The sequence below is a fragment of the Pseudoclavibacter sp. 13-3 genome (assembly GCF_021168475.1).
GTDB lineage: Bacteria > Actinomycetota > Actinomycetes > Actinomycetales > Microbacteriaceae > Pseudoclavibacter_A.
Window position 1 is genome coordinate 125,130 of record NZ_JAJOZT010000003.1, and the last position, 17,721, is coordinate 142,850.

13 protein-coding genes and 1 tRNA gene are annotated in these 17,721 nt (G+C 68.1%); 7 read left to right on the top strand and 7 right to left on the bottom strand.

The features are described from left to right. Nucleotides 1-70 precede the first annotated feature (70 nt). Both LRX77_RS06640 and LRX77_RS06645 read right to left on the bottom strand, forming a co-directional pair. On the bottom strand, nucleotides 71-1,483 hold the full coding sequence (locus LRX77_RS06640) for an MFS transporter (RefSeq protein ID WP_231832127.1): 1,413 nt from the start codon (nucleotides 1,481-1,483) through the stop codon (nucleotides 71-73). Beyond that, nucleotides 1,483-2,949 (bottom strand): glycoside hydrolase family 30 protein, encoded by a 1,467-nt coding sequence (locus tag LRX77_RS06645; protein WP_231832128.1) that lies wholly within the window; start codon nucleotides 2,947-2,949, stop codon nucleotides 1,483-1,485. The genes LRX77_RS06640 and LRX77_RS06645 overlap by 1 nt, the downstream gene beginning before the upstream one ends. Before the next feature lie 23 nt (nucleotides 2,950-2,972). Between LRX77_RS06645 and LRX77_RS06650 the strand changes: the two genes are divergently transcribed. Together LRX77_RS06650 and LRX77_RS06655 are read left to right on the top strand one after the other, a co-directional pair. Beyond that, entirely contained in the window at nucleotides 2,973-4,826 is a 1,854-nt protein-coding gene (locus LRX77_RS06650) for an esterase-like activity of phytase family protein (protein WP_231832129.1), read from the top strand. Between the two features lie 207 nt (nucleotides 4,827-5,033). Further along, nucleotides 5,034-5,957, top strand: a complete 924-nt coding sequence (locus LRX77_RS06655) for an HNH endonuclease signature motif containing protein (protein ID WP_231832130.1) — start codon at nucleotides 5,034-5,036, stop codon at nucleotides 5,955-5,957. Here LRX77_RS06655 and LRX77_RS06660 read toward each other — a convergent pair. After that, the gene (locus LRX77_RS06660; RefSeq protein ID WP_231832131.1) at nucleotides 5,951-8,122 is read right to left on the bottom strand and encodes a M3 family metallopeptidase; all 2,172 of its coding nucleotides are present in this window, start codon (nucleotides 8,120-8,122) and stop codon (nucleotides 5,951-5,953) included. The two genes, LRX77_RS06655 and LRX77_RS06660, sit on opposite strands and share 7 nt — an antisense overlap. Nucleotides 8,123-8,196: 74 nt before the next feature. Next, entirely contained in the window at nucleotides 8,197-10,461 is a 2,265-nt protein-coding gene (locus LRX77_RS06665; RefSeq protein WP_442961615.1) for a DEAD/DEAH box helicase, read from the bottom strand. Nucleotides 10,462-10,627: 166 nt separating this feature from the next. Here LRX77_RS06665 and LRX77_RS06670 point away from each other — a divergent pair, with 166 nt between their 5' ends. Beyond that, nucleotides 10,628-11,194, top strand: coding sequence for an HdeD family acid-resistance protein (locus LRX77_RS06670; protein ID WP_231832132.1), 567 nt, complete (start codon nucleotides 10,628-10,630; stop codon nucleotides 11,192-11,194). 71 nt (nucleotides 11,195-11,265) lie between these two features. Here the strand turns inward: LRX77_RS06670 and LRX77_RS06675 are convergent. From LRX77_RS06675 to LRX77_RS06685, 3 genes are all read right to left on the bottom strand, one after another. Beyond that, nucleotides 11,266-11,339: transfer RNA gene (locus LRX77_RS06675), tRNA-Pro, on the bottom strand. 103 nt (nucleotides 11,340-11,442) lie between these two features. Beyond that, nucleotides 11,443-12,435 (bottom strand): metallophosphoesterase, encoded by a 993-nt coding sequence (locus LRX77_RS06680; protein ID WP_231832133.1) that lies wholly within the window; start codon nucleotides 12,433-12,435, stop codon nucleotides 11,443-11,445. After that, nucleotides 12,435-14,822 (bottom strand): transglycosylase domain-containing protein, encoded by a 2,388-nt coding sequence (locus tag LRX77_RS06685; RefSeq protein ID WP_231832134.1) that lies wholly within the window; start codon nucleotides 14,820-14,822, stop codon nucleotides 12,435-12,437. Before LRX77_RS06685 ends, LRX77_RS06680 begins: the two co-directional genes overlap by 1 nt. A 40-nt stretch (nucleotides 14,823-14,862) precedes the next feature. On the opposite strand from LRX77_RS06685, the gene LRX77_RS06690 reads away from it, so the two are divergent. From LRX77_RS06690 to LRX77_RS06705, 4 genes are all read left to right on the top strand, one after another. Beyond that, nucleotides 14,863-15,024, top strand: a complete 162-nt coding sequence (locus tag LRX77_RS06690; protein WP_231832135.1) for a DUF4177 domain-containing protein — start codon at nucleotides 14,863-14,865, stop codon at nucleotides 15,022-15,024. Beyond that, nucleotides 15,021-15,494 (top strand): RidA family protein, encoded by a 474-nt coding sequence (locus LRX77_RS06695; protein ID WP_231832136.1) that lies wholly within the window; start codon nucleotides 15,021-15,023, stop codon nucleotides 15,492-15,494. Before LRX77_RS06690 ends, LRX77_RS06695 begins: the two co-directional genes overlap by 4 nt. 132 nt (nucleotides 15,495-15,626) lie before the next feature. Continuing rightward, nucleotides 15,627-16,715 carry a TadA family conjugal transfer-associated ATPase gene (locus tag LRX77_RS06700; RefSeq protein ID WP_331716144.1) on the top strand — a complete coding sequence of 363 codons (1,089 nt, stop codon included), beginning with the start codon at nucleotides 15,627-15,629 and terminating at the stop codon, nucleotides 16,713-16,715. Then, a complete protein-coding gene (locus LRX77_RS06705) occupies nucleotides 16,708-17,676 on the top strand; it encodes a type II secretion system F family protein (protein ID WP_231832138.1) in 969 nt (322 codons plus the stop codon). The genes LRX77_RS06700 and LRX77_RS06705 overlap by 8 nt, the downstream gene beginning before the upstream one ends. Nucleotides 17,677-17,721: the final 45 nt, after the last annotated feature.

The window sequence follows — 17,721 nt, forward strand, 5'->3', positions numbered from 1 at the left end:
GCGCCGCGAGAAACGCTCGCATTCACCTGCCCGGTGGCACGTGGCCGCGGAGACGTGCGTACGGTCGTGGTCAGCGTGCGACGCGCACCCTGGTGAAGAGCACAAGCCCGACCAGCAGCACTGCCGCGATGCCCAAGATACCCCAGATCTGCGCGCCGAGCAGCGCGACGGACACACTGAACGCCGCGGGTGCCAGAAAGCTCACCGCACGGCCCGTGGTGGCGTAGAGACCGAAGATCTCACCGTGGTGCCCGACGGGAGTGATCGAGGTGAGGAACGAGCGCGACGCCGACTGCACCGGCCCCACGAACACGCACATCAGCATGCCGAAGATCCAGAAGAACGCCTTGCCGCCGCCCGAGGTCAGCAGTGTCAGCAGCGCCGCGACGATCATGCCGATCAGCGAGATCGTGATCAGCACGCGGGGGCCGACGCGGTCCTCGATCATGCCGAGCAGCATCGTCGCGATGCCCGAGACCACGTTCGCGGCGATCGCGAAGACGATGACCTCGCTGCTCGAGAACCCGAAGGTGCCGGCCGCGAGCACGCCGCCGAAGGTGAAGACGCCGGCGAGGCCGTCACGGTATATCGCGCTGGCGATGAGAAAGACGAGGGTGCTGCGCGCACTGCGCCAGAGCCGAGCGATGGTGCGGCCGAGCTCGCGGTAGACCCCGAAGAACGACGTGCGCCGCGCTGCGGATGCACGGGCCGGCTCGGGCAGCCCGTCTCGCTGCAGCAGCGTGGGCAGTGCGAACACGGCGAACCACAGTGCGGCGAGCAGGGCGACGGCACGGTAGCGGGTGCCGTGCTCATCGCCGACGCCGAACCAGCCGACGGTCGGGTTGATGAACCCGACCAGCACGATGGCGAGCAGCACGATGCCGCCGATATAGCCCATGCCCCAGCCCATGCCCGACACGCGGCCGACGTCTTTGGGCGACGAGACGCCGGGCAGCAGCGCGTTGTACTCGGCGCTGGCCAGCTCGAAGAAGACGTTGCCGACGGCGATCAGCGCGATGCCGAAGAACAGCCAGTCGGGGTCGGGCTGCACGAACCACATGGCGATCATGCAGATCACGGTGCCGAAGGTCGTGATGCCGAGGTTTCTGCGCCGGTTGCCCGACTCGTCCGATCGGTGCCCGATCACCGGGGCGAGCAGGGCGACGACCATCCCGGCCAGCGACAGGCCCAGACCGAGCCAGGACGAGTGCTGCGCCAGGATGGCCTCGACCTCGTCGATGGCGGGGCTCGAGGCGAGACCGGCGGCTTTGTCGGCGTTGCGCTGGTCGACGAGCGTGTGATCGCCGATGAAGGCGGCGCTGGTCAGCCAGACGGTGTAGACGAAGGTCGTGGTCACCGCGTTGAATGCGGCAGAGCCCCAATCCCACGATGCCCAGCGCAGAATGCGGCCTCGCGTCGGCGGGATCGTTGCGGTTGCGATGACGGCCGTGCTGCTGTCGGCGCGGTGCAGGTCGTTCGACATCAGAGCAGACTATTCGGTGCAGATGAACGAGAGATGACCATGGTGACGATGTCGCCGGGATCGAGGGTGAGCTCGGCATGCCAGCCCTCGACGGCGATCGTGGTGGTGCGCCGTTCACGGGCGTCGCTGGCGACGATCAGCACGAGGGAGTCGTCCCGGTTCTGAAAGGCGGCGTTGAGCGTGTACCCGGTCTCATGCCCGGACGACGGCAGGTATCGGGCGCCCGGTCGCACAGCGCTGAGGTGGGCGAGGCTGTAGTAGCCCACGTTGCGCCGAACGGTCGTCGTGTCGGCGAACACATCGACCACGCCCTCCATCTGCGAGCCGCCTCGTCGGCCCGGAACCGAGCCCGGGCCCAGGAAGGGGCCGCCGTGGCCGTCGAGTGCGAGGTTCCAGTAGGTGATCGATTCGGCCCAGTTGCGGGTCGCGCCGAGCGCGATCATGCGCATGTGCCAGCGCAGGTCGTGCGCGATCGGCTGGGCGAGCAGCGTCTTGGGGTCGCGAAACGAGGTGATCTCGGTCAGGTGGGTGCTGCGCTGCGGGAACGCACGGTGCACGACGCTCTGCGCGTCGGGCTCACCCCTGTAGCCGTGCCAGGCCGTGCCGTCGAGATACTGCCCGGAGCCTGGGGCGCCGAGCAGTCGCAGCACCGCGGGCACGGCATTCCAATTGTGGTCGTGCGCGAGCAGCCGAGTGCGCACCGGCGAGGCGGCCAGGGCTGGCCCGAGGCGATCGGCGATGAGTCGGATCTGGTCGCGCACACTCATCGCCATGCCCGGATACCCCGGTGCGAGACCGGGCTCGTTCTGCAGGGTCAGCAGATCGATGGGATGCCCCAGCTCGGCCATGCGCTCGCAGTAGCGCACCAGATAGTTCGCATAGTCGCCGAAGTGGCGGCGAGCGAGCCGGCTGCGACGCCCGAGCCAGGTGAGCCAGGCACGCGGGGTGCGCCTGGTAGGCCCCGGGCCCAGACGGCCGAACATGGTGGGTCGTGTCTTCATCCATGGTGGCGCCGACCACGGTGAGGCGATCAGGTGCAGGTCGGGCTGGATGCAGCGGATCTCGTCGAGCAGCGGCACGATCCGACGTTCGTCGTGCCGCAGCGTGAAGGCGCCGGGGCGCGCCTCGTAGTTGTACGGACTGTTCGAGAAGTCACTCGCCCCGATGGTGAGCCGCAGCGTGGTGAGGCCCAGCGTGGCGAAGAGCTCGTGCAGCAGCGCGCTGCGCTCCGGTGCGGGCATGCCCGAGAGCACCTCGGCCGACGCGTCGGTCAGGGCGGCGCCGAATCCGAGGATGCGCTGGCGGGGTGAGCCGGTGTCGACGACGATCGCGTGGGCGGGATCGAACGCGCCACTCTGCCAGCGCAGGCCGGCGGCGAGACTGGCGGTGGCATCCGCATACAGGCGAGCGCTGTCACCGGAGGTCAGTCGCGCCGCGAGCAGCTCGGGCGGCTGGTCTGGGAGCATGCATCTCAGCGTAGTCTGGGGGAGTGCTGAACATCGATCTTCACCCGGATCTCACGCTGGTCGTCTCGGAGGTTCGTGACGGCACCATGAAGGCCGCTGCCCCCGGTGCGAACGGCGACGACGCCCAGACCTGGGCCGAGGCTCGCGGCAACCGGCGCACGCTGCTGCGTCAGGCCGGTCTCGACCCCGAGCGCACGGCCTGCGTGCGCATCTCTTACGATCGATCCGACTTCTGCGAGTACCGCGAGGTCGACGAACGAGACGCGACCCGCCGCGAGACGATCGCCGCTCGGTTCGCCGATGATGCGTCCACCCCCTGCGACGCGCTCGCCACCGGGCTGCCGGGTGCCGCGCTGCTGCTGCCGGTCGCCGATTGTATGCCGGTCGTGGCATATGACCCGGAGCATCGCGTGGTCGCGCTGACGCATCTCGGTCGTCACAGCGTCGAGCAGCTGGGCGGGCAGCGCACGGTCGAGTGGATGCAGCGGCGGTTCGGCAGCGACCCCGCTCAGCTGGTCGTGTGGCTGGGGCCGGCGCCGAACGGTCAGAGCTACCCGCTGCATGCGCTGGGCGATCGGTCGTTCGCCGAAGTGGTGCCGCAGCAGCTGCGCGATGCCGGCGTGAAGCGGCGCCACGTCGTCGAGAGCGGCATCGACACGGTGAGCGATGCACGGTTCTTCTCGCACAGCGAGTTTCTGGCCGGGCGACAGCCGGTCGACGGGCGCTACGCCGTGGCCGTCGCGATGCGCGGGCGGGGTGAGACCAGACACGATGCGTCTGGGGTCGCCGAGCCGGAGCGGGTCACCACGGTGATCGCCGACGGGCTCGTCGAGGCCGGTGCGATCGCGGCGGGGGAGTGCAAGGCCCTCAGCGGGCTCTCGGCCGACCCGGCGCATCCCGGGCTGCTCTATGCGGTGAACGACGACTCGGTCGGGCTCACCCGTGTGTTCACGCTTGACGCGACCAAGACACCGGTCGAGGCCGTTGCTGCGCTGACCGTGACGCAGCTCGACGGATCGCCGGCGCATCTCGACGTCGAGGGCGTCTTCGCGCGGCCGCAGGGCGGGTTCTGGCTGGCCGACGAGGGCTCGACCGGGCCGGGCAACGCCGTGCACCGGGTCGATGCCGAAGGGCGCATCCGCGCGACGGTGCGTCTGCCCGGGGCAATCTCGCGTCACCTGGGCAAATGGGGGTTCGAGGGGGTCACCGCGTTCACCGATCCGCGTGGTCAGGAGTGGCTGTTCGTCGTGATTCAGCGGCCGCTCTGGGCCGACCCGGCGGCGAGGCCCCGTGCGGCGGGCGTCGACGGCGCCGATGTGATTCGCATCGGCTGCCTGCGCGTGGATGCTGTGCTGGGTGGCGCGAGCGGCATGAGCGATGACGCTGGCACGAGTGATGAGAACGGCTCGGGCGGCGCTGCATGGAGCTGGCACGGCTACGGCCTCGACCCGGCGTCGTCTCGCAGGGACGACTGGGTCGGCATCTCAGAGATCTCGGTTGCCGCGGTCACCGGTGAGGGCGGGTTCGCCGACGACCCCGGCTGCCGCGTCACACTGGTGCTCGCTGAACGCGACAAACAGGAAGGCGACCGCGCACGCACCAAGCGCATCTATGCGGTCGATCTGGAGCATCCCGGGCAGGTGACGACCGACAGCGCCGGCAGCCTGCTGCCGATCACCGTGCCGGTGACGAAGAGACTCGTGGCCGACCTGCTGCCGTGGCTGCGCGAGCCGGGCGGGCAGGTGCAGGAGAAGCTTGAGGGTGTCACAGTCGATGCCCGCGGGCGGCTCTTCGCGCTGACCGACAACGCTGGTGACAGCCATGCACCCTGTGCGACGGTGTTCGTCGATCTGGGCGTGTGCTTTGCATTGGGGTGACAGGCCGGCCAGACTGGCAGACAGGACGTTGATGGGGCCTTTTGACCAGGCTCCAATAGGGTCATGCCCGCCTGGCCGACCCCTTCGAGGCACCATGTCCCGGATCGACGAATCACGTTCAGGGCATCACGCCAGTCGGTGGAAGACTCAGATCCGAAACACAGCACAACCAGTGTCAATGTCAGTGGGTGCTGTCAGACTCTGGCCATGCACACGAGAAGCCCGATTCCCAGCGCAGCGGCACTTGCCGGTCTGGTCGAGTCGGCGTGCTCGGGGCAGCGCGAGCTGGCTCGCCGCCCGCCCGCTGACGACCGGCGAACGTTCTCACAGCTGCACGCCGATGTGGTGCGAGACCTGCTGGTGCATGGCACCTGTGGCGCCTCGACAGCCGAAGGCGGTTCCGTCGCTCTGGGCACTACTGGCCGGGATGCCGGCGGCGCGGGCCGAGACTCCGACAGTTCGGGCCGAGACTCTGGCCGAGCCCACCTGCCGCGACTGGGCGAGGGCGTGCACGCACAGGTGCAGGCGGTCGTTCCGGTTGACCTGCTGATCGACGAGATCGCCGGCCACCCCGTCATCAGCTCGGGCGCGACGGCTGAGCTGCGCGGCTACGGTGCGATCGACCCGGTGACCGCACTCGAACTCGCCGCTTCCGCAGATGGTCTGGGCCGCATCCTCACCGACCCGGCCACCGGGCAGGTGCTCGAAGTCGGGCGCAGCGTCTATCGGCCGCCGGCAGCGCTCGCGAGGTTCGTGCGCGAGCGTGACCAGACCTGCCGATTCCCCGGGTGTGCGGTGCCGGCGCAGAACTGCGAGATCGATCACACGATCGACTGGCAGTGGGGCGGGCCCACCGGCGCGAGCAATCCGGCGTGCCTGTGTCGACGGCATCATGTCATGAAGCATCATTCCGGCTGGCACGTGATGCACGTCAACGACGATGCCGACCTCCTGTGGACGAGTCCGACCGGCGCAGTCCACCAGAACTTCGCGCCATGTACCGGGCCCATCCGCCACGGGCCGGGCTTCGAGACGCCTCCTGACGACATCGATGTCGAGAGTCTGGTCGATCCGGATCCGCCAGAACCACTGGAATCACCAGATCTGCTCGCCCTGCTCGATTCTCAGTGAGAGACGCGTGCAGCGAGGCCGCGACGTTTCAGCAGCGGCTCGATCGCGGCATCCGCACCACGGAACTCGACATAGGTCTTCTTGGTGTCCTGGCTGCCGCCGCGGGTGAGCAGCTCACGACGGTAGTGCTCGCCGGCCTCGCGGGACAGGCCGCCGTGCTCGGCGAACCACTGTTCGGTGTCGGCGTCGAGCACCTCGCTCCAGATGTATGAGTAGTACCCGGCCGAATAGCCGCCCGAGAAGATGTGCTGAAAGAAGCTCGTGCGGTAGCGCGGCAGCACGAGGTTCGAGGCCAGCCCCCGCTGCAGCAGGGCCTGCTGCTCGAAACGCGACACGACCTCGTCGTCGTCCGCCTCGGCTGCGGGCTCGACCAGCGCATCCGCCGCAGCCGCTGACAACGAGTGCCAGGCGAGATCGATGACTGAGGCCTGCAGGTACTCTGTGGTCTCGTAGCCCTGATTGAACGTGCCGGCCGCCTTCAGCCGATCGATGAGCTGCTGCGGAATCACCTCGCCGGTGCGCACGTGCTTCGCATAGTGCGGCAGCACCGCCGGATGCAGTGCCCACGTCTCGTTGAACTGGCTCGGCAGCTCGACGAAGTCGCGCGGCACGTTGGTGCCCGAGAACTGCGGGTAGCGCACGTCGCTGAGCAGTCCGTGCAGCCCGTGGCCGAACTCGTGGAAGAGCGTGTGCACCTCGTCGAGCGACAGCAGCGTCGGCTCCCCCTCCGGCGGCTTCACCAGGTTGAGCACGTTCACCACGATCGCGCGCTCGTTCAGCAGCCGGGACTGGTCGACGAACGAGCTCATCCACGCGCCGCCGCGCTTGGTCGGGCGGGCGTAGAGATCGAGCAGGAAGAGACCGACGGCCTCGCGGCTCGGGGCTGCGGCGTCGGCTTCTGCAACAGGCGTGCGCGAGACCTCGAACACCCGAACCGCAGGGTGATAGCCGTGCAGGTCGGGCCGCTCTTCGAGATGCACGCCGTACAGCTGCTCGGCAGCGTAGAACACGCCGTCGCGCAGGACGCGCTCCACCTCGAAGTACTCGCTCAGCGCCTCGGCGTCGATGTCGAACTCGCGCTTGCGGCGCAGCTCGGTGTAGTACGGCCAGTCGTATGGCTGGAGCGTGCAGCCTGTCGCCCCGTCGGCCTCGTCGGCGTCAGCTTCGTCGATCAGCTTCTGCAGCTCGCGCGCCTCGTCACGGGCGTTCGCCATCGCGGCCGGAGCCAGTCGCTGCAGCAGGGTGTCTGCCGCCTCGAGGCTGCCCGCGGTCTCGTCGGCGAGCACGTACTCGGCATGATTCGCGTAGCCGAGCAGCTCGGCACGGTGCGCCCGAAGCTGAGCGATGCGCACCGCGATCGCCCGTGTGTCGTTGGGGCCGCCATGCGCGCCGCGTTCGAGCGAGGCTCGCAGAATGCGCTCGCGGGTCGCCCTCACGGTGAGCTTCGACAGCCACGGGTGCCCGCTCGGCAGCACGAGGGCCACCATGTGCCTGCCGCGGTAGCCCGCCTCTTCGGCGGCGGCGGATGCTGCGGCCAACTCCGCCTCATTCAGCCCGTCGAGCTCGGCCGGGTCGTCGAACACCACCCCGAGCGCATTGGAGTCGTCCAGCAGCCTCGTGCCGAAACGGGTGCTCAGGGTCGAGAGCTCGGCGTTGATCTCGCGCAGGTGTTGCTGCGCCGCAGACTCCAGCCCCGCGCCCGCACGCACGAACCCGAGATGCGTCCGCTCGACCAGCCAGCGCGATTCGGCATCCAGCGTCAGCTCGTCGAGCTGCTCGTAGACCGCCTGCACCCGCTCGAAGAGCCGTGGGTTCAGCGAGATCGCATCGTAATGCTCACTGAGCACGCTCGACATGCGCTCCTCGAGATCGAGCAGCGCCGGGGTGCCGTCTGTGCTCGTCAGGTTGAAGAACACTGAGAGCACTCGATCGAGGGCGTGCCCGCTGCGCTCGAGCGCCACGATCGTGTTCTCGAACGTCGCGGCCTCGTCGCTGTCGATGATGTGCGCGATCTCTCGGTCGTGCTGCACGAGCGCATCGCTGATGGCCGGCTCGTAGTCGTCTTCGCCGATCGTGGCGAAGTCGGGCAGGCCGTAGGGCAGCCCGGTGTGCAGCAGTCGTTGTGAGAGCAGGTCAGACGAAGGATGCGATGCGCGCGAAGTCATGCGGCCAGCGTACCGCGCCGGGCGGGGGAGACCCCCCTGCCCGGCGTCTGTCAGCTGTCATGAGCTCTGGTCGGTCACCAGGTCTGGTTGCCGTCGCCCTTCGGCCCGCCCTTGTGACCGTCGCGGCGGTCGCTCTTGTAGGCCGGGCGGTAGCTCTTGCCCTTGCCGCCGTCGCGACCCTTGTCGCGAGCGGCGCGGTCGTCGGCCGTCCAGCGGCGCTTGGGGCCGCTGTGCCCGTCGCGCCGAGAGTCGCCCTCGCCACGGCTGTCGCGATGCTCGTGCTGACCGCCGCCGTCACGGTTGTCGCGCCGGTCGTCGCGGTTCCAGCCCCCACGGCCTCCGCGGTTGTCGCGGTCGCCCCGGTCGTCACGGTGACCCGAGCGCCGGTCGTCACCCTGCCATCCGCCGCGCCGTTCTCCGTCGTGGCGGTCGTCGCGTCGGTTGTCGAACCGATCGCCGTCGCGTCGGCTGCCCTTGTAGCCGCCACGGTCGTTGCGGTCGTTGCGCCATCCGCCGCGATCTCCACGGTCGTTCCGGTCACCACGCTCGTTGCGATCGCCACGGTACCCGCCGCGGTTGTCGCGCCCGCCCTGGTAGCCGCCGCGACCGTGGCCGCCCTTGTTGTAGCCGCCCTTGCTGTAGCCGCCCTGGCGATCGTCGCGGTTGCGCTGCGGCACCGCCTCGAGGTGATCACGCTTGGGATCGAGCAGCAGCGGACGGTCGCCCTGGGCCACCAGCGCCAGCGCCGCGGCGACATCGGCCTCGGGCACGTCGTTGTGGCGCACATAGTGGTCGATCACGTCGCGCAGCTCGCTGATCTCGGATTCGCGCTCGAGGGCCTCGGTGATGCCGTCGTCGAAACGGCTCAGGCGCGACTCGTTGACCTCGTCGACGCTCGGCAGCGACATGCGGTCCATCTTCTGGCGCGTGGTGCGCTCGATCTGCTCTTGCAGGCGGCGCTCGCGCGGAGTGATGAAGCTGATCGCGGCACCGGTGCGCCCGGCACGGCCGGTGCGGCCGATGCGGTGCACGTACGACTCGGGGTCACTCGGGATGTCGTAGTTGATCACGTGCGTGATGCGCTCGACGTCGAGGCCTCGAGCTGCGACGTCGGTGGCGACGAGCACGTCGATCTGGCCGTTTTTGAGCTGCTCGACGGTGCGCTCACGCTGTGCCTGCGGCACGTCGCCGTTGATCGCCGCAGCCGAGAAGCCACGGGCGCGCAGGCGCTCGCTGACCGTCTCGGTGTCGCCTCGCGTGCGCACGAACACGATCACGCCGTCACTGCCCTCGACCTCGAGCACGCGCGCGAGCACGTCGAGCTTCTGGCGACCGGCGACCACGAGAAATCGCTGGGACACATTGGTGTTGGTCTGCGTCTTGGTCTTGACGGTGATCTCTGCCGGGTCATGCAGATGCGTCTTGGCGAGGCGGCGGATCTGCTGCGGCATGGTCGCCGAGAACAGCGCGATCTGTCGGGTGTCGGGGGTGCTGGCGAGAATCGTCTCGACGTCGTCGACGAAGCCCATCTGCAGCATCTCGTCGGCCTCGTCGAGCACGAGCATGCGCAGCTGCGACAGATCGAGAGTGCCGCGCTTCATGTGGTCCATGATGCGCCCGGGGGTGCCGACGACGATGTGCACGCCCTTGCGCAGGGCTGAGAGCTGCATGCCGTAGGCCTGGCCGCCGTAGACCGGCAGAATGCGCACGCCGGGCATCTTCTGCGCGAACCGTTCGACGGCTTCGCAGACCTGGAGCGCGAGTTCGCGGGTGGGGGCGAGCACCAGCGCCTGCGGTGCGTTCACCTGCGGGTCGACGGATGCCAGCATCGGAAGTGCGTAGGCTGCGGTCTTGCCGGTACCGGTCTGGGCCTGGCCGACGACGTCGCGCCCGGCGAGCAGCGTCGGAATGGTGGCCGACTGGATCGGCGAGGGCGTCTCGTAGCCGATGGCGTCGAGCGAGTCGAGCAGCGGCTTGGGCAGCCCGAGATCGGCGAACGCGTTGCCCGTCGTCTCATGAGCGTCGGTCTTCGCCTCGGTCTCGGTCGCTGCGGCAGCCTCTGCGGCAGGTTCAGCAGGCTCGACGGGCTCGGCAGGGCGGTCGGAAGGGGTGTTCACTAGGTTGTGCTCCTCAGCTGCCGGAGCGTGCTCGGCAGCGGTGTCGTTGGCAGCTGACACGTCGATCGCATCAGCAGATGGTGCAGAAGAAGATGAAGAAGATGTGGGAGAAGACGAAGAGCCAGCGGCAGAATCAGAAGTCACCAACTGATCGTAGTCGCTGGCAGGGTATCGCGTCCACAGCGCAGGGTAGTCCTCTGCCTCGTCACATGCTAGCAGCATCCGCTCTCATTCACTCGCCCGGAGCGCGCATTCGCATCGACCAGGTGCTGAACCAGCTGCCGACAAAGGGGTGTCTGACCGTAGACTGGAAGCCGGACATCACGCGCCGCCGAGTGCACAGGAAACCTCCCGAGCCTCAGGCTGGTGCGACGTTGAGAGGAACCTCATGTCAGACAGCATCGATGCAGATCTCGTCAAGAAGGGCATCGGGTCGATTCGCACTGCGCTCGGCATCAGCGGCGTGCTGACGCTGCTTGCCGGTGTCGCCATCACGTTCTGGCCAGGGCGCAGCGCCGAGCTGGCCGTCGCCATCATCGCGATCTACACGATCGTCGGTGGCCTCGTCTACGGCGCGATTGCGGTCTTCGGCAGACAGCAGTCGGGCTGGGGGCGAGTCGGTGACCTTCTGCTGGCTGTGTTCATGATCATCGTCGGCGTCGTGGCGTTCGCCAACCTCGGCTCGGCTGCTGCCGCCTTCGGTATCGTCCTGGGCATCCTCGTGGGCATCGCCTGGTTCGTCGAGGGCGTCGTGGCGCTCGCCTTCGTCGGTGACTCTGACTCGAAGGCCTGGAGCATCATCTTCGCCGTGCTCAGCATCATCGCTGGGGTCACCCTGCTCTTCTCGCCGCTGTGGGGCGCTGCCGTGCTCTGGCTGCTGCTGGGCGTCTCGGCGATCGTGCTCGGCGTCGCGCAGATCATTCGCGCCCTCCAGTTCGGCAGGTCGCTGCGCTGAGGCACTGTGGCGCAGAAGACCGATGAAAGAAGCCCCCGAGAAGATCGTGAGATCTTCTCGGGGGCTTTCTGTCGGGGTAGCGGGATTTGAACCCACGACCTCCTCGTCCCGAACGAGGCGCGCTACCAAGCTGCGCTATACCCCGTCGCTGAGAATCAGCGGCAACTGCTACAGCTTAGTCCATCCTGGGGCGTAGTTTCAATGTGGCGTCACCGCCGCGTGAAACGGCGAGGTGTCACGCCCGCAGCTCAGACCGCCGCCTGAGCATCCGCATCTCGCGCGACCAGCGTGAGGAGCGTGGCCTCGGGGCGGCAGTTGAGGCGAACGGGCGCGTAGATCGACGTGCCCAGTCCCGCGCTGACATGCAGCCACGAACTGCGATCGCCGGTCGTCCACTCGTGCAGCCCCTTCACGAAGGGCCGGGGCAGATCGCAGTTGGTGGTCAGCGCGCCGAAGAGGGGCAGGCACACCTGACCGCCATGCGTATGGCCGGCGAGCATCAGCTCGGCGCCCATCGACGTGAAGCCGTCGAGCACGCGCTGATAGGGGGCATGCGTCACACCCAGGGTGAGATCGACGTCTGCGGGCAGACCGGTGATGCGTCGGCGCAGCCCTTCAGGATCGTCGCCTCCGAGGTGGGCGTCGCCGGTGCCGACCAGGCCGATCCGGCTGCCCTTCACCGTCAGCAGAGCGGTCTGATTGTTCAGATTGCGCCAGCCGGCCTCGACGAGCCGGTGCGTGAGAGCTGCGGTGTCGATGTCCGGCGTCACTCTCTCGACGTGGCTGGCGTGCAGCAGGTACGAGAGGGGATTCTTCGGAATCGGCGTGAAGGAGTCGTTCGACCCGTAGACGAAGGCTCCGGGCACGTCCAACAGCGGTTCCAGAGCGTCGAGAATCGCCGGCAGTGCGTCCGCATGGCCGTAGTTGTCGCCGGTGTTGATGACCAGATCAGGCTTCAGCGAGGCAAGATCACGAGTCCATGCGACGCGCGCACGCTGCCACGGTGCCAGATGCAGGTCAGCGACGTGCAGCATCCGCAGAGGCTGACTGCCCTCGGGCAGCACGGGCACCGTGAACTCGCGCAGCGCGAAGCTGTTGCGCTCGATGAGCGAGCTGTACGCGAGCACGCCCAGTCCGGCCAGCGATGCGATGCCGAGCGCGGATGCGAACGTGCGCAGGCCGGGCGCCTTCGCGTCGCTCTCGGCGCCGGGCTGGAGCGACCCAGACCTCGCCGTGGCCATCACTGCGCTGAGGCGCTCGGCGAGGCACTCGACCCGTCTGCGGGGGTGCTCGCCGCGCTTTCCTTGCCAGAACTCAGGTAGATGGTCACGAGGGCTCCAGCGTCGGCAGGGCCTCCGCCGGCTGGATCGGTGGCCACGACCTGGCCGGCAGGCACAGAATCGGAGGGGCGGCGTTCGGGCGAGATGGCCACCTGGAAGCCGGCGTCTTCGAGCTGCTGCTGCGCCTCTTCCGGTGTTTTCCCGGTCACGTCGGGCATGTCGGTGCTGCGGAAGGTCAGCGAGGTGTCATCAGGCGCCGGGAACGATGCCGCGCCCGGGTATCGGGAGTGCACGCCTCGCTGGATGTCCTTCCACATGGTGTAGCGCACGTTCCAGCCGGCCACGCCCTTGATGCGGTAGTACCGCAGATCGGCCTTGTTGCTGGTCGTGCCGGTGTTGCCGATCCAGGTTGCCTGGACTGTCGAGGTCGTGTAGCCGACCAGCCAGGTCTGGTGGTAGCTGTCAGTCGAACCGGTCTTGCCGGCGACGGCCGAGCCGTCACCGGGATTGGCCTGGCCGGCGGTGCCGTCTTTGTCGAAGACGCCTTGGAGCGCCGAGGTCGCGGTGCGCGCGACCGTCGGCGTCACGGCTTCGGAGCACTGGCTCGTCGGGGTCGGGCGTTCGCTGCCGTTGTTGCCGTCGACCACGCTGAGAATCGCCTTGGGCGTGCAGTACGTGCCGTCGTTCGAGATGCCGGCGTACGCTCCTGCGACCTGGATCGGGGCCAGCGTGTTGGCCGAGCCACCGATGATGCTGGTCGGCACGTGGTCGAGCTCTTCGCCATTGGCCGACTTGGTGATGCCGAATGAGACTGCCGTGTCCTTGATGTCGCAGAGGTCGAGCTGCTGTGCCATCGCGGCGAAGCCGGTGTTCACCGAGTTCTTCGTCGCGTAGCGCACGTCGAACGATGACGGCATGTTCGACACCGCGTTGTCGAGCTGCCAGGTGCCCACATACCCGCCCGGCTTGCAGCGGTCGGCGAAGTCCTTCTGACGCAGGGTGGTCGGTGCGGGGGCGTTGAGCCGCTCGTTGAGCGAGTGCCCCTGTTTCAGCCAGTCGAGCAGGGTGAACACCTTGTATGTCGAACCGGGCTGGAAGCCGGACGATCCGCCCTCGTCCTTCGTGGTGCTGTAGTTGATCGCGGTTCGGCTGTTGTCGCCCTGGGCGTCATCGGTCTGCGAGAAGGTGCGGTTCTGCGCCATGGCCAGCACATTGCTGGTGCCGATCTGCAGAACCGTGGTGGCCGCACCGATCTTGTCGTTGCGGTTGATGTTCTTGTCGATCGCCGCCTGGGTGTCGTCTTGCAGGCCGAGGTCGATGCTGGTGTGAATCTGCAGGCCGCCGCGGCGCAGCAGGGCCGTGCGCTCTTCAGGGGTGTCGCCGTAGGCGGAGTCGTTGCGAATCAGGTTCACGACGTAGTCGCAGAAGTAGCTCGCATTGTGCGTCGCCGCCTCGCAGCCACGGGGCTGCTGCGTGATGTGCGGCTCGATCGGAGTCGCAATGGCTGCATCCGCGGTCGCCTGGTCGATGTAGCCGTGCTCGACCATGCGGTTGAGCACGAGGTCTCGACGGGCCTTCGCGCGGTCGAGATTCTCTGGCGCGTCGACGCGGTAGGCGTTGGGCGAGGGAAAGACGCTGACCAGCTGTGCTGCCTCGGGCAGCGTCAGGTCTGCGGCGTTCTTGCCGTAGTAGTACTGGGCTGCGGCACCGATGCCGTAGACGTTGCCGCCGAACGAGGCGTAGTTCAGGTAGCTGGTGAGAATCTGCTCTTTCGAATAGTTCTGCTCGAGGCCGATCGCATAGCGCATCTCGAGCAGCTTTCGCGAGGCGCTCTCCTCACGGGCTTCGTTGATGGCCGACTCGTCGTTCTCCCACTCGGCCGCCTCGATGCGCAGGTTGCGCACGAGCTGCATGGTGATCGTCGACGCGCCCGACTGCGTCGAGCCGCTCGACTGATTCTGCAGCACGGCACGGGCGACGGCGGCGAAGTCGACGCCACCGTGGTCGTAGAAGCGCGGGTCTTCGATCGAGACCACCGCGTTCTTCGCGAGCTCGGGCATCTGATCTGCTGTCAGCGGGATGCGGTTCTTCTCATAGAACGTGGCGAAGGCGACATCCTGGCCGTTGAGCTTGCCATACAGCGTCGACGGGCTCTGCAGCTCGACGTTGGCGAGTGATGCGGGCAGGGTTTTCGCGATGTTGACCGCGTCTGCGCCGAACACGCTGGCGATGGCCAGAGCAGGTGTCGACATGCCGACTGCGACGAGGCCGAGCGCTGCTGATGCGGCGATGAACCGCACGATTGCGCGGCTGGAGCGTCGCCGGTTTGCGGGCAGGTGAGAAGACATAGGCTAGATGCTACGCGATTATCCTATGAATGGAGCAGTCATGGTCAAGTGGGAGTACTTCACCGCCCCTCTCATCATCCACAACACCCAGCAGATTCTCAACAACTTCGGATCCGAGGGATGGGAGCTGATCCAGATCGTCGCGGGGCCCACCGGCGGCCTCGTCGGCTATTTCAAACGACCCATCGAGGAGCAGGCATGACGTTCACCACCAGACTCGACGAGCTGGGCATCACCCTCCCTCCGGTCGCGGCCCCGGTCGCCGACTACGTGCCTGCGCTGCGCAGCGGCAACCTCGTGCACACGTCGGGGCAGCTGCCCTTCATCGACGGCGAGCTGCCGGCGACCGGCAAGGTCGGCATCGGCGAGGGGCTGGTGCCGCCTGACGCGGCGAAGACGCTGGCGCGAACGGCGGGGCTGAACGCGGTCGCGGCGGCGGCGGATGCCGCAGGCGGCCTCGACCGCATCGCGCGCGTCGTCAAGGTGGTCGGCTTCGTCTCGTCTGCGCCCGATTTCACCGGCCAGCCGGGCGTGATCAACGGCGTCAGCGAGCTGCTCGGCGAGGTCTTCGGCGAGGCCGGAGCGCACGCGCGCAGCGCCGTCGGCGTCGCCGTGCTGCCGCTTGACTCCCCGGTCGAGGTCGAGATCACGGTCGAACTCATCGCCGACTGATCGCTGCCGACTGATCGCTCTGGCCGAACGCTGGTGTCCGACCGGCACCAGCTGACGGCCGCAGCCCGACGCCGAAGGGGCGGCCTTCACCGCCCAGCGACCTGTGCACAGACTGGTTCACGCCATGAAGCTGTGCACAGGTCGCTTTCGTCTGTCGCCGACGCAGGCAGACCCCTGCAGGATGGGCGCATGCCGCACAGACACCGCCCCTCTCTCGATGCCGAGACGCTTGGTGCGTTCGGTCCGCTGCGCACGCTGATCGCCCGCGCCGGAGTGACCGATGTGCTCGTCACCGCTCCCGATGAGATCTGGATCGATCGGGGCGAAGGCGTCGAGCGCGTGCCGCTGCGCCTCAGCGGGCAGCGACAGCTGCGGGCGCTCGCGGTCTCGCTCATTTCCGCGGGAGGGCGCCATCTCGACGATGCAACGCCCTTCGTCGACGTGCGACTGGGCGAGTTGCGGGTGCATGCGGTGCTGCCACCGGTGGCGGTCGGCGGCGTCCAACTCTCGGTGCGCGTGCCTCAGCGTGGACTGCGCGACTTCGACTCACTGCTTGACACCGGCATGATCGTCGCCGGGCACGAAAGGCTGCTGCGCGACGCCATCTGCTCGGGCGCGAATCTGCTCATCACGGGCGCGACCGCCACCGGCAAGACGACGCTGCTCCGAGCGCTGTTGCAGCTGGTCGAGCATGATCAGCGCATCATCTGCGTCGAAGACGTCGCCGAGCTCGATGTGCGGCACCCGCACGTTGTGCAACTCGAGGCGCGGCAGCCCAATGCTGACGGTCTCGGAGCAGTCGGCCTCGACGTCCTGCTGCGCCAGGCCCTGCGCATGCGTCCCGATCGCATCGTCGTCGGCGAGTGTCGTGGGCCCGAGCTGATGCTGCTGATGACCGCACTGAACACGGGGCATCGGGGCGGGGCGGGCACCCTGCACGCCAACTCGGTCGCCGACGTGCCGGCTCGGCTCGAGGCGATGGCGCTGATGTCAGGCATCAGCGAAAGAGCCCTGGCTCGTCAGGCTGCCAGCGCCTTCGACCTCGTCTTGCACCTCGGGCGCAGCGCCGGTGCTCGCCGGCTCGAGCAGGTCGGGCGTCTCGAAGTCGACGCAGACGGACTGCTCGTCGCACGGGTCCTGACCGCCGATCCTGAACGTCCGAGCGCTCAGGGGCAGCCAGACCGGCCAACCGCACCATGCACGCGCCGGGCCGATGACTGACTCGCTCGGCAGCACGGCCGAGGCCCTCAGCGCACTCTCCGCTCTCGTCGCTGCGGGGGTCTCACCGCAGCGAGCACTCGAACTCGTGGCCGACGGCGTCGGCGGTCTCGACGGCGAAGTGCTCGCCGAGGCGCTGCCCAGAGTTCGGCAGCATGGCGCCTCGGCGTCGCTGCTCGATGCGACGGCGCGGCTGTCGCATGCACCACGCCGGTTCGCCGAGCAACGGGGGCGAGCGCTGCAGCAGTCGGTTCGCAGCTGGCGCCGCATCGCGGCGGTCTGGGGCATCGCCGAACGAGCCGGGGCCCCGCTGTCAGACGCGCTGCGGCGTATGTCCGGCATGCTCGAGCAACTCGAGCGCATCGAGATCGAGTCCCGCATCGCCGCATCCGGTCCGACGTCCACGGCTCGTCTGCTGCAGGCGATGCCGCTGGTCGGCGTGCTGTTGGGCGCGCTGCTCGGCGTCGACTCGCTCGGCGTGCTCTTCGGTACGCCGTTCGGGTGGGGCTGCCTCGTCGTGGCGCTGGTGCTGATGCTGGTGGGCGCTCGCTGGCAGAAGAGGCTGCTCGCTTCGCTGCAGCCGCCTGACGACTCTGACGGCATGCTGCTGCTCATGGTGTCGTTGGGCGTTCGGGCGGGGCACGCCGCCGACAGCTCGATCGAGTTGAGCGAGCGGATGCTGACCCGCGCCGGTCTCGACGCCCACCGAGACGACGAGCGCGCGCGGCTCGATCGCCTGGTCTCTCTCTGGCAGCGCTCCGGTGTGCCGCTGTTGGGGCTGCTCGACGGTCAGCTCGACGACGTGGCCCGCATGCGCGCGGCCGCACTGCGGGTGCGTGCCGCCCGGCTCGAGACACTGCTGCTGCTGCCTTTGGGCGTCTGCTCGCTGCCGGCCTTCATCGTGGTCACCGTGCTGCCGATGATCGCGTCGATTCTGTTCTCCACATTCGCCGATCTGCACTGATCTGTGCACAGCGGTCACGTATCCCGACTCTCTCCTCTCGGCTTC

What these genes read in the sequence shown, in the direction of transcription:
- LRX77_RS06640 (WP_231832127.1), bottom strand. Translation starts at nt 1,483, where the DNA reads ATGTCGAACGACCTGCACCGCGCCGACAGCAGCACGGCCGTCATCGCA.
- LRX77_RS06645 (WP_231832128.1), bottom strand. Translation starts at nt 2,949, where the DNA reads ATGCTCCCAGACCAGCCGCCCGAGCTGCTCGCGGCGCGACTGACCTCC.
- LRX77_RS06655 (WP_231832130.1), top strand. Translation starts at nt 5,034, where the DNA reads ATGCACACGAGAAGCCCGATTCCCAGCGCAGCGGCACTTGCCGGTCTG.
- LRX77_RS06660 (WP_231832131.1), bottom strand. Translation starts at nt 8,122, where the DNA reads ATGACTTCGCGCGCATCGCATCCTTCGTCTGACCTGCTCTCACAACGA.
- LRX77_RS06665 (WP_442961615.1), bottom strand. Translation starts at nt 10,461, where the DNA reads ATGCTGCTAGCATGTGACGAGGCAGAGGACTACCCTGCGCTGTGGACG.
- LRX77_RS06670 (WP_231832132.1), top strand. Translation starts at nt 10,628, where the DNA reads ATGTCAGACAGCATCGATGCAGATCTCGTCAAGAAGGGCATCGGGTCG.
- LRX77_RS06680 (WP_231832133.1), bottom strand. Translation starts at nt 12,435, where the DNA reads ATGGCCACGGCGAGGTCTGGGTCGCTCCAGCCCGGCGCCGAGAGCGAC.
- LRX77_RS06685 (WP_231832134.1), bottom strand. Translation starts at nt 14,822, where the DNA reads ATGTCTTCTCACCTGCCCGCAAACCGGCGACGCTCCAGCCGCGCAATC.
- LRX77_RS06690 (WP_231832135.1), top strand. Translation starts at nt 14,863, where the DNA reads ATGGTCAAGTGGGAGTACTTCACCGCCCCTCTCATCATCCACAACACC.
- LRX77_RS06695 (WP_231832136.1), top strand. Translation starts at nt 15,021, where the DNA reads ATGACGTTCACCACCAGACTCGACGAGCTGGGCATCACCCTCCCTCCG.
- LRX77_RS06705 (WP_231832138.1), top strand. Translation starts at nt 16,708, where the DNA reads ATGACTGACTCGCTCGGCAGCACGGCCGAGGCCCTCAGCGCACTCTCC.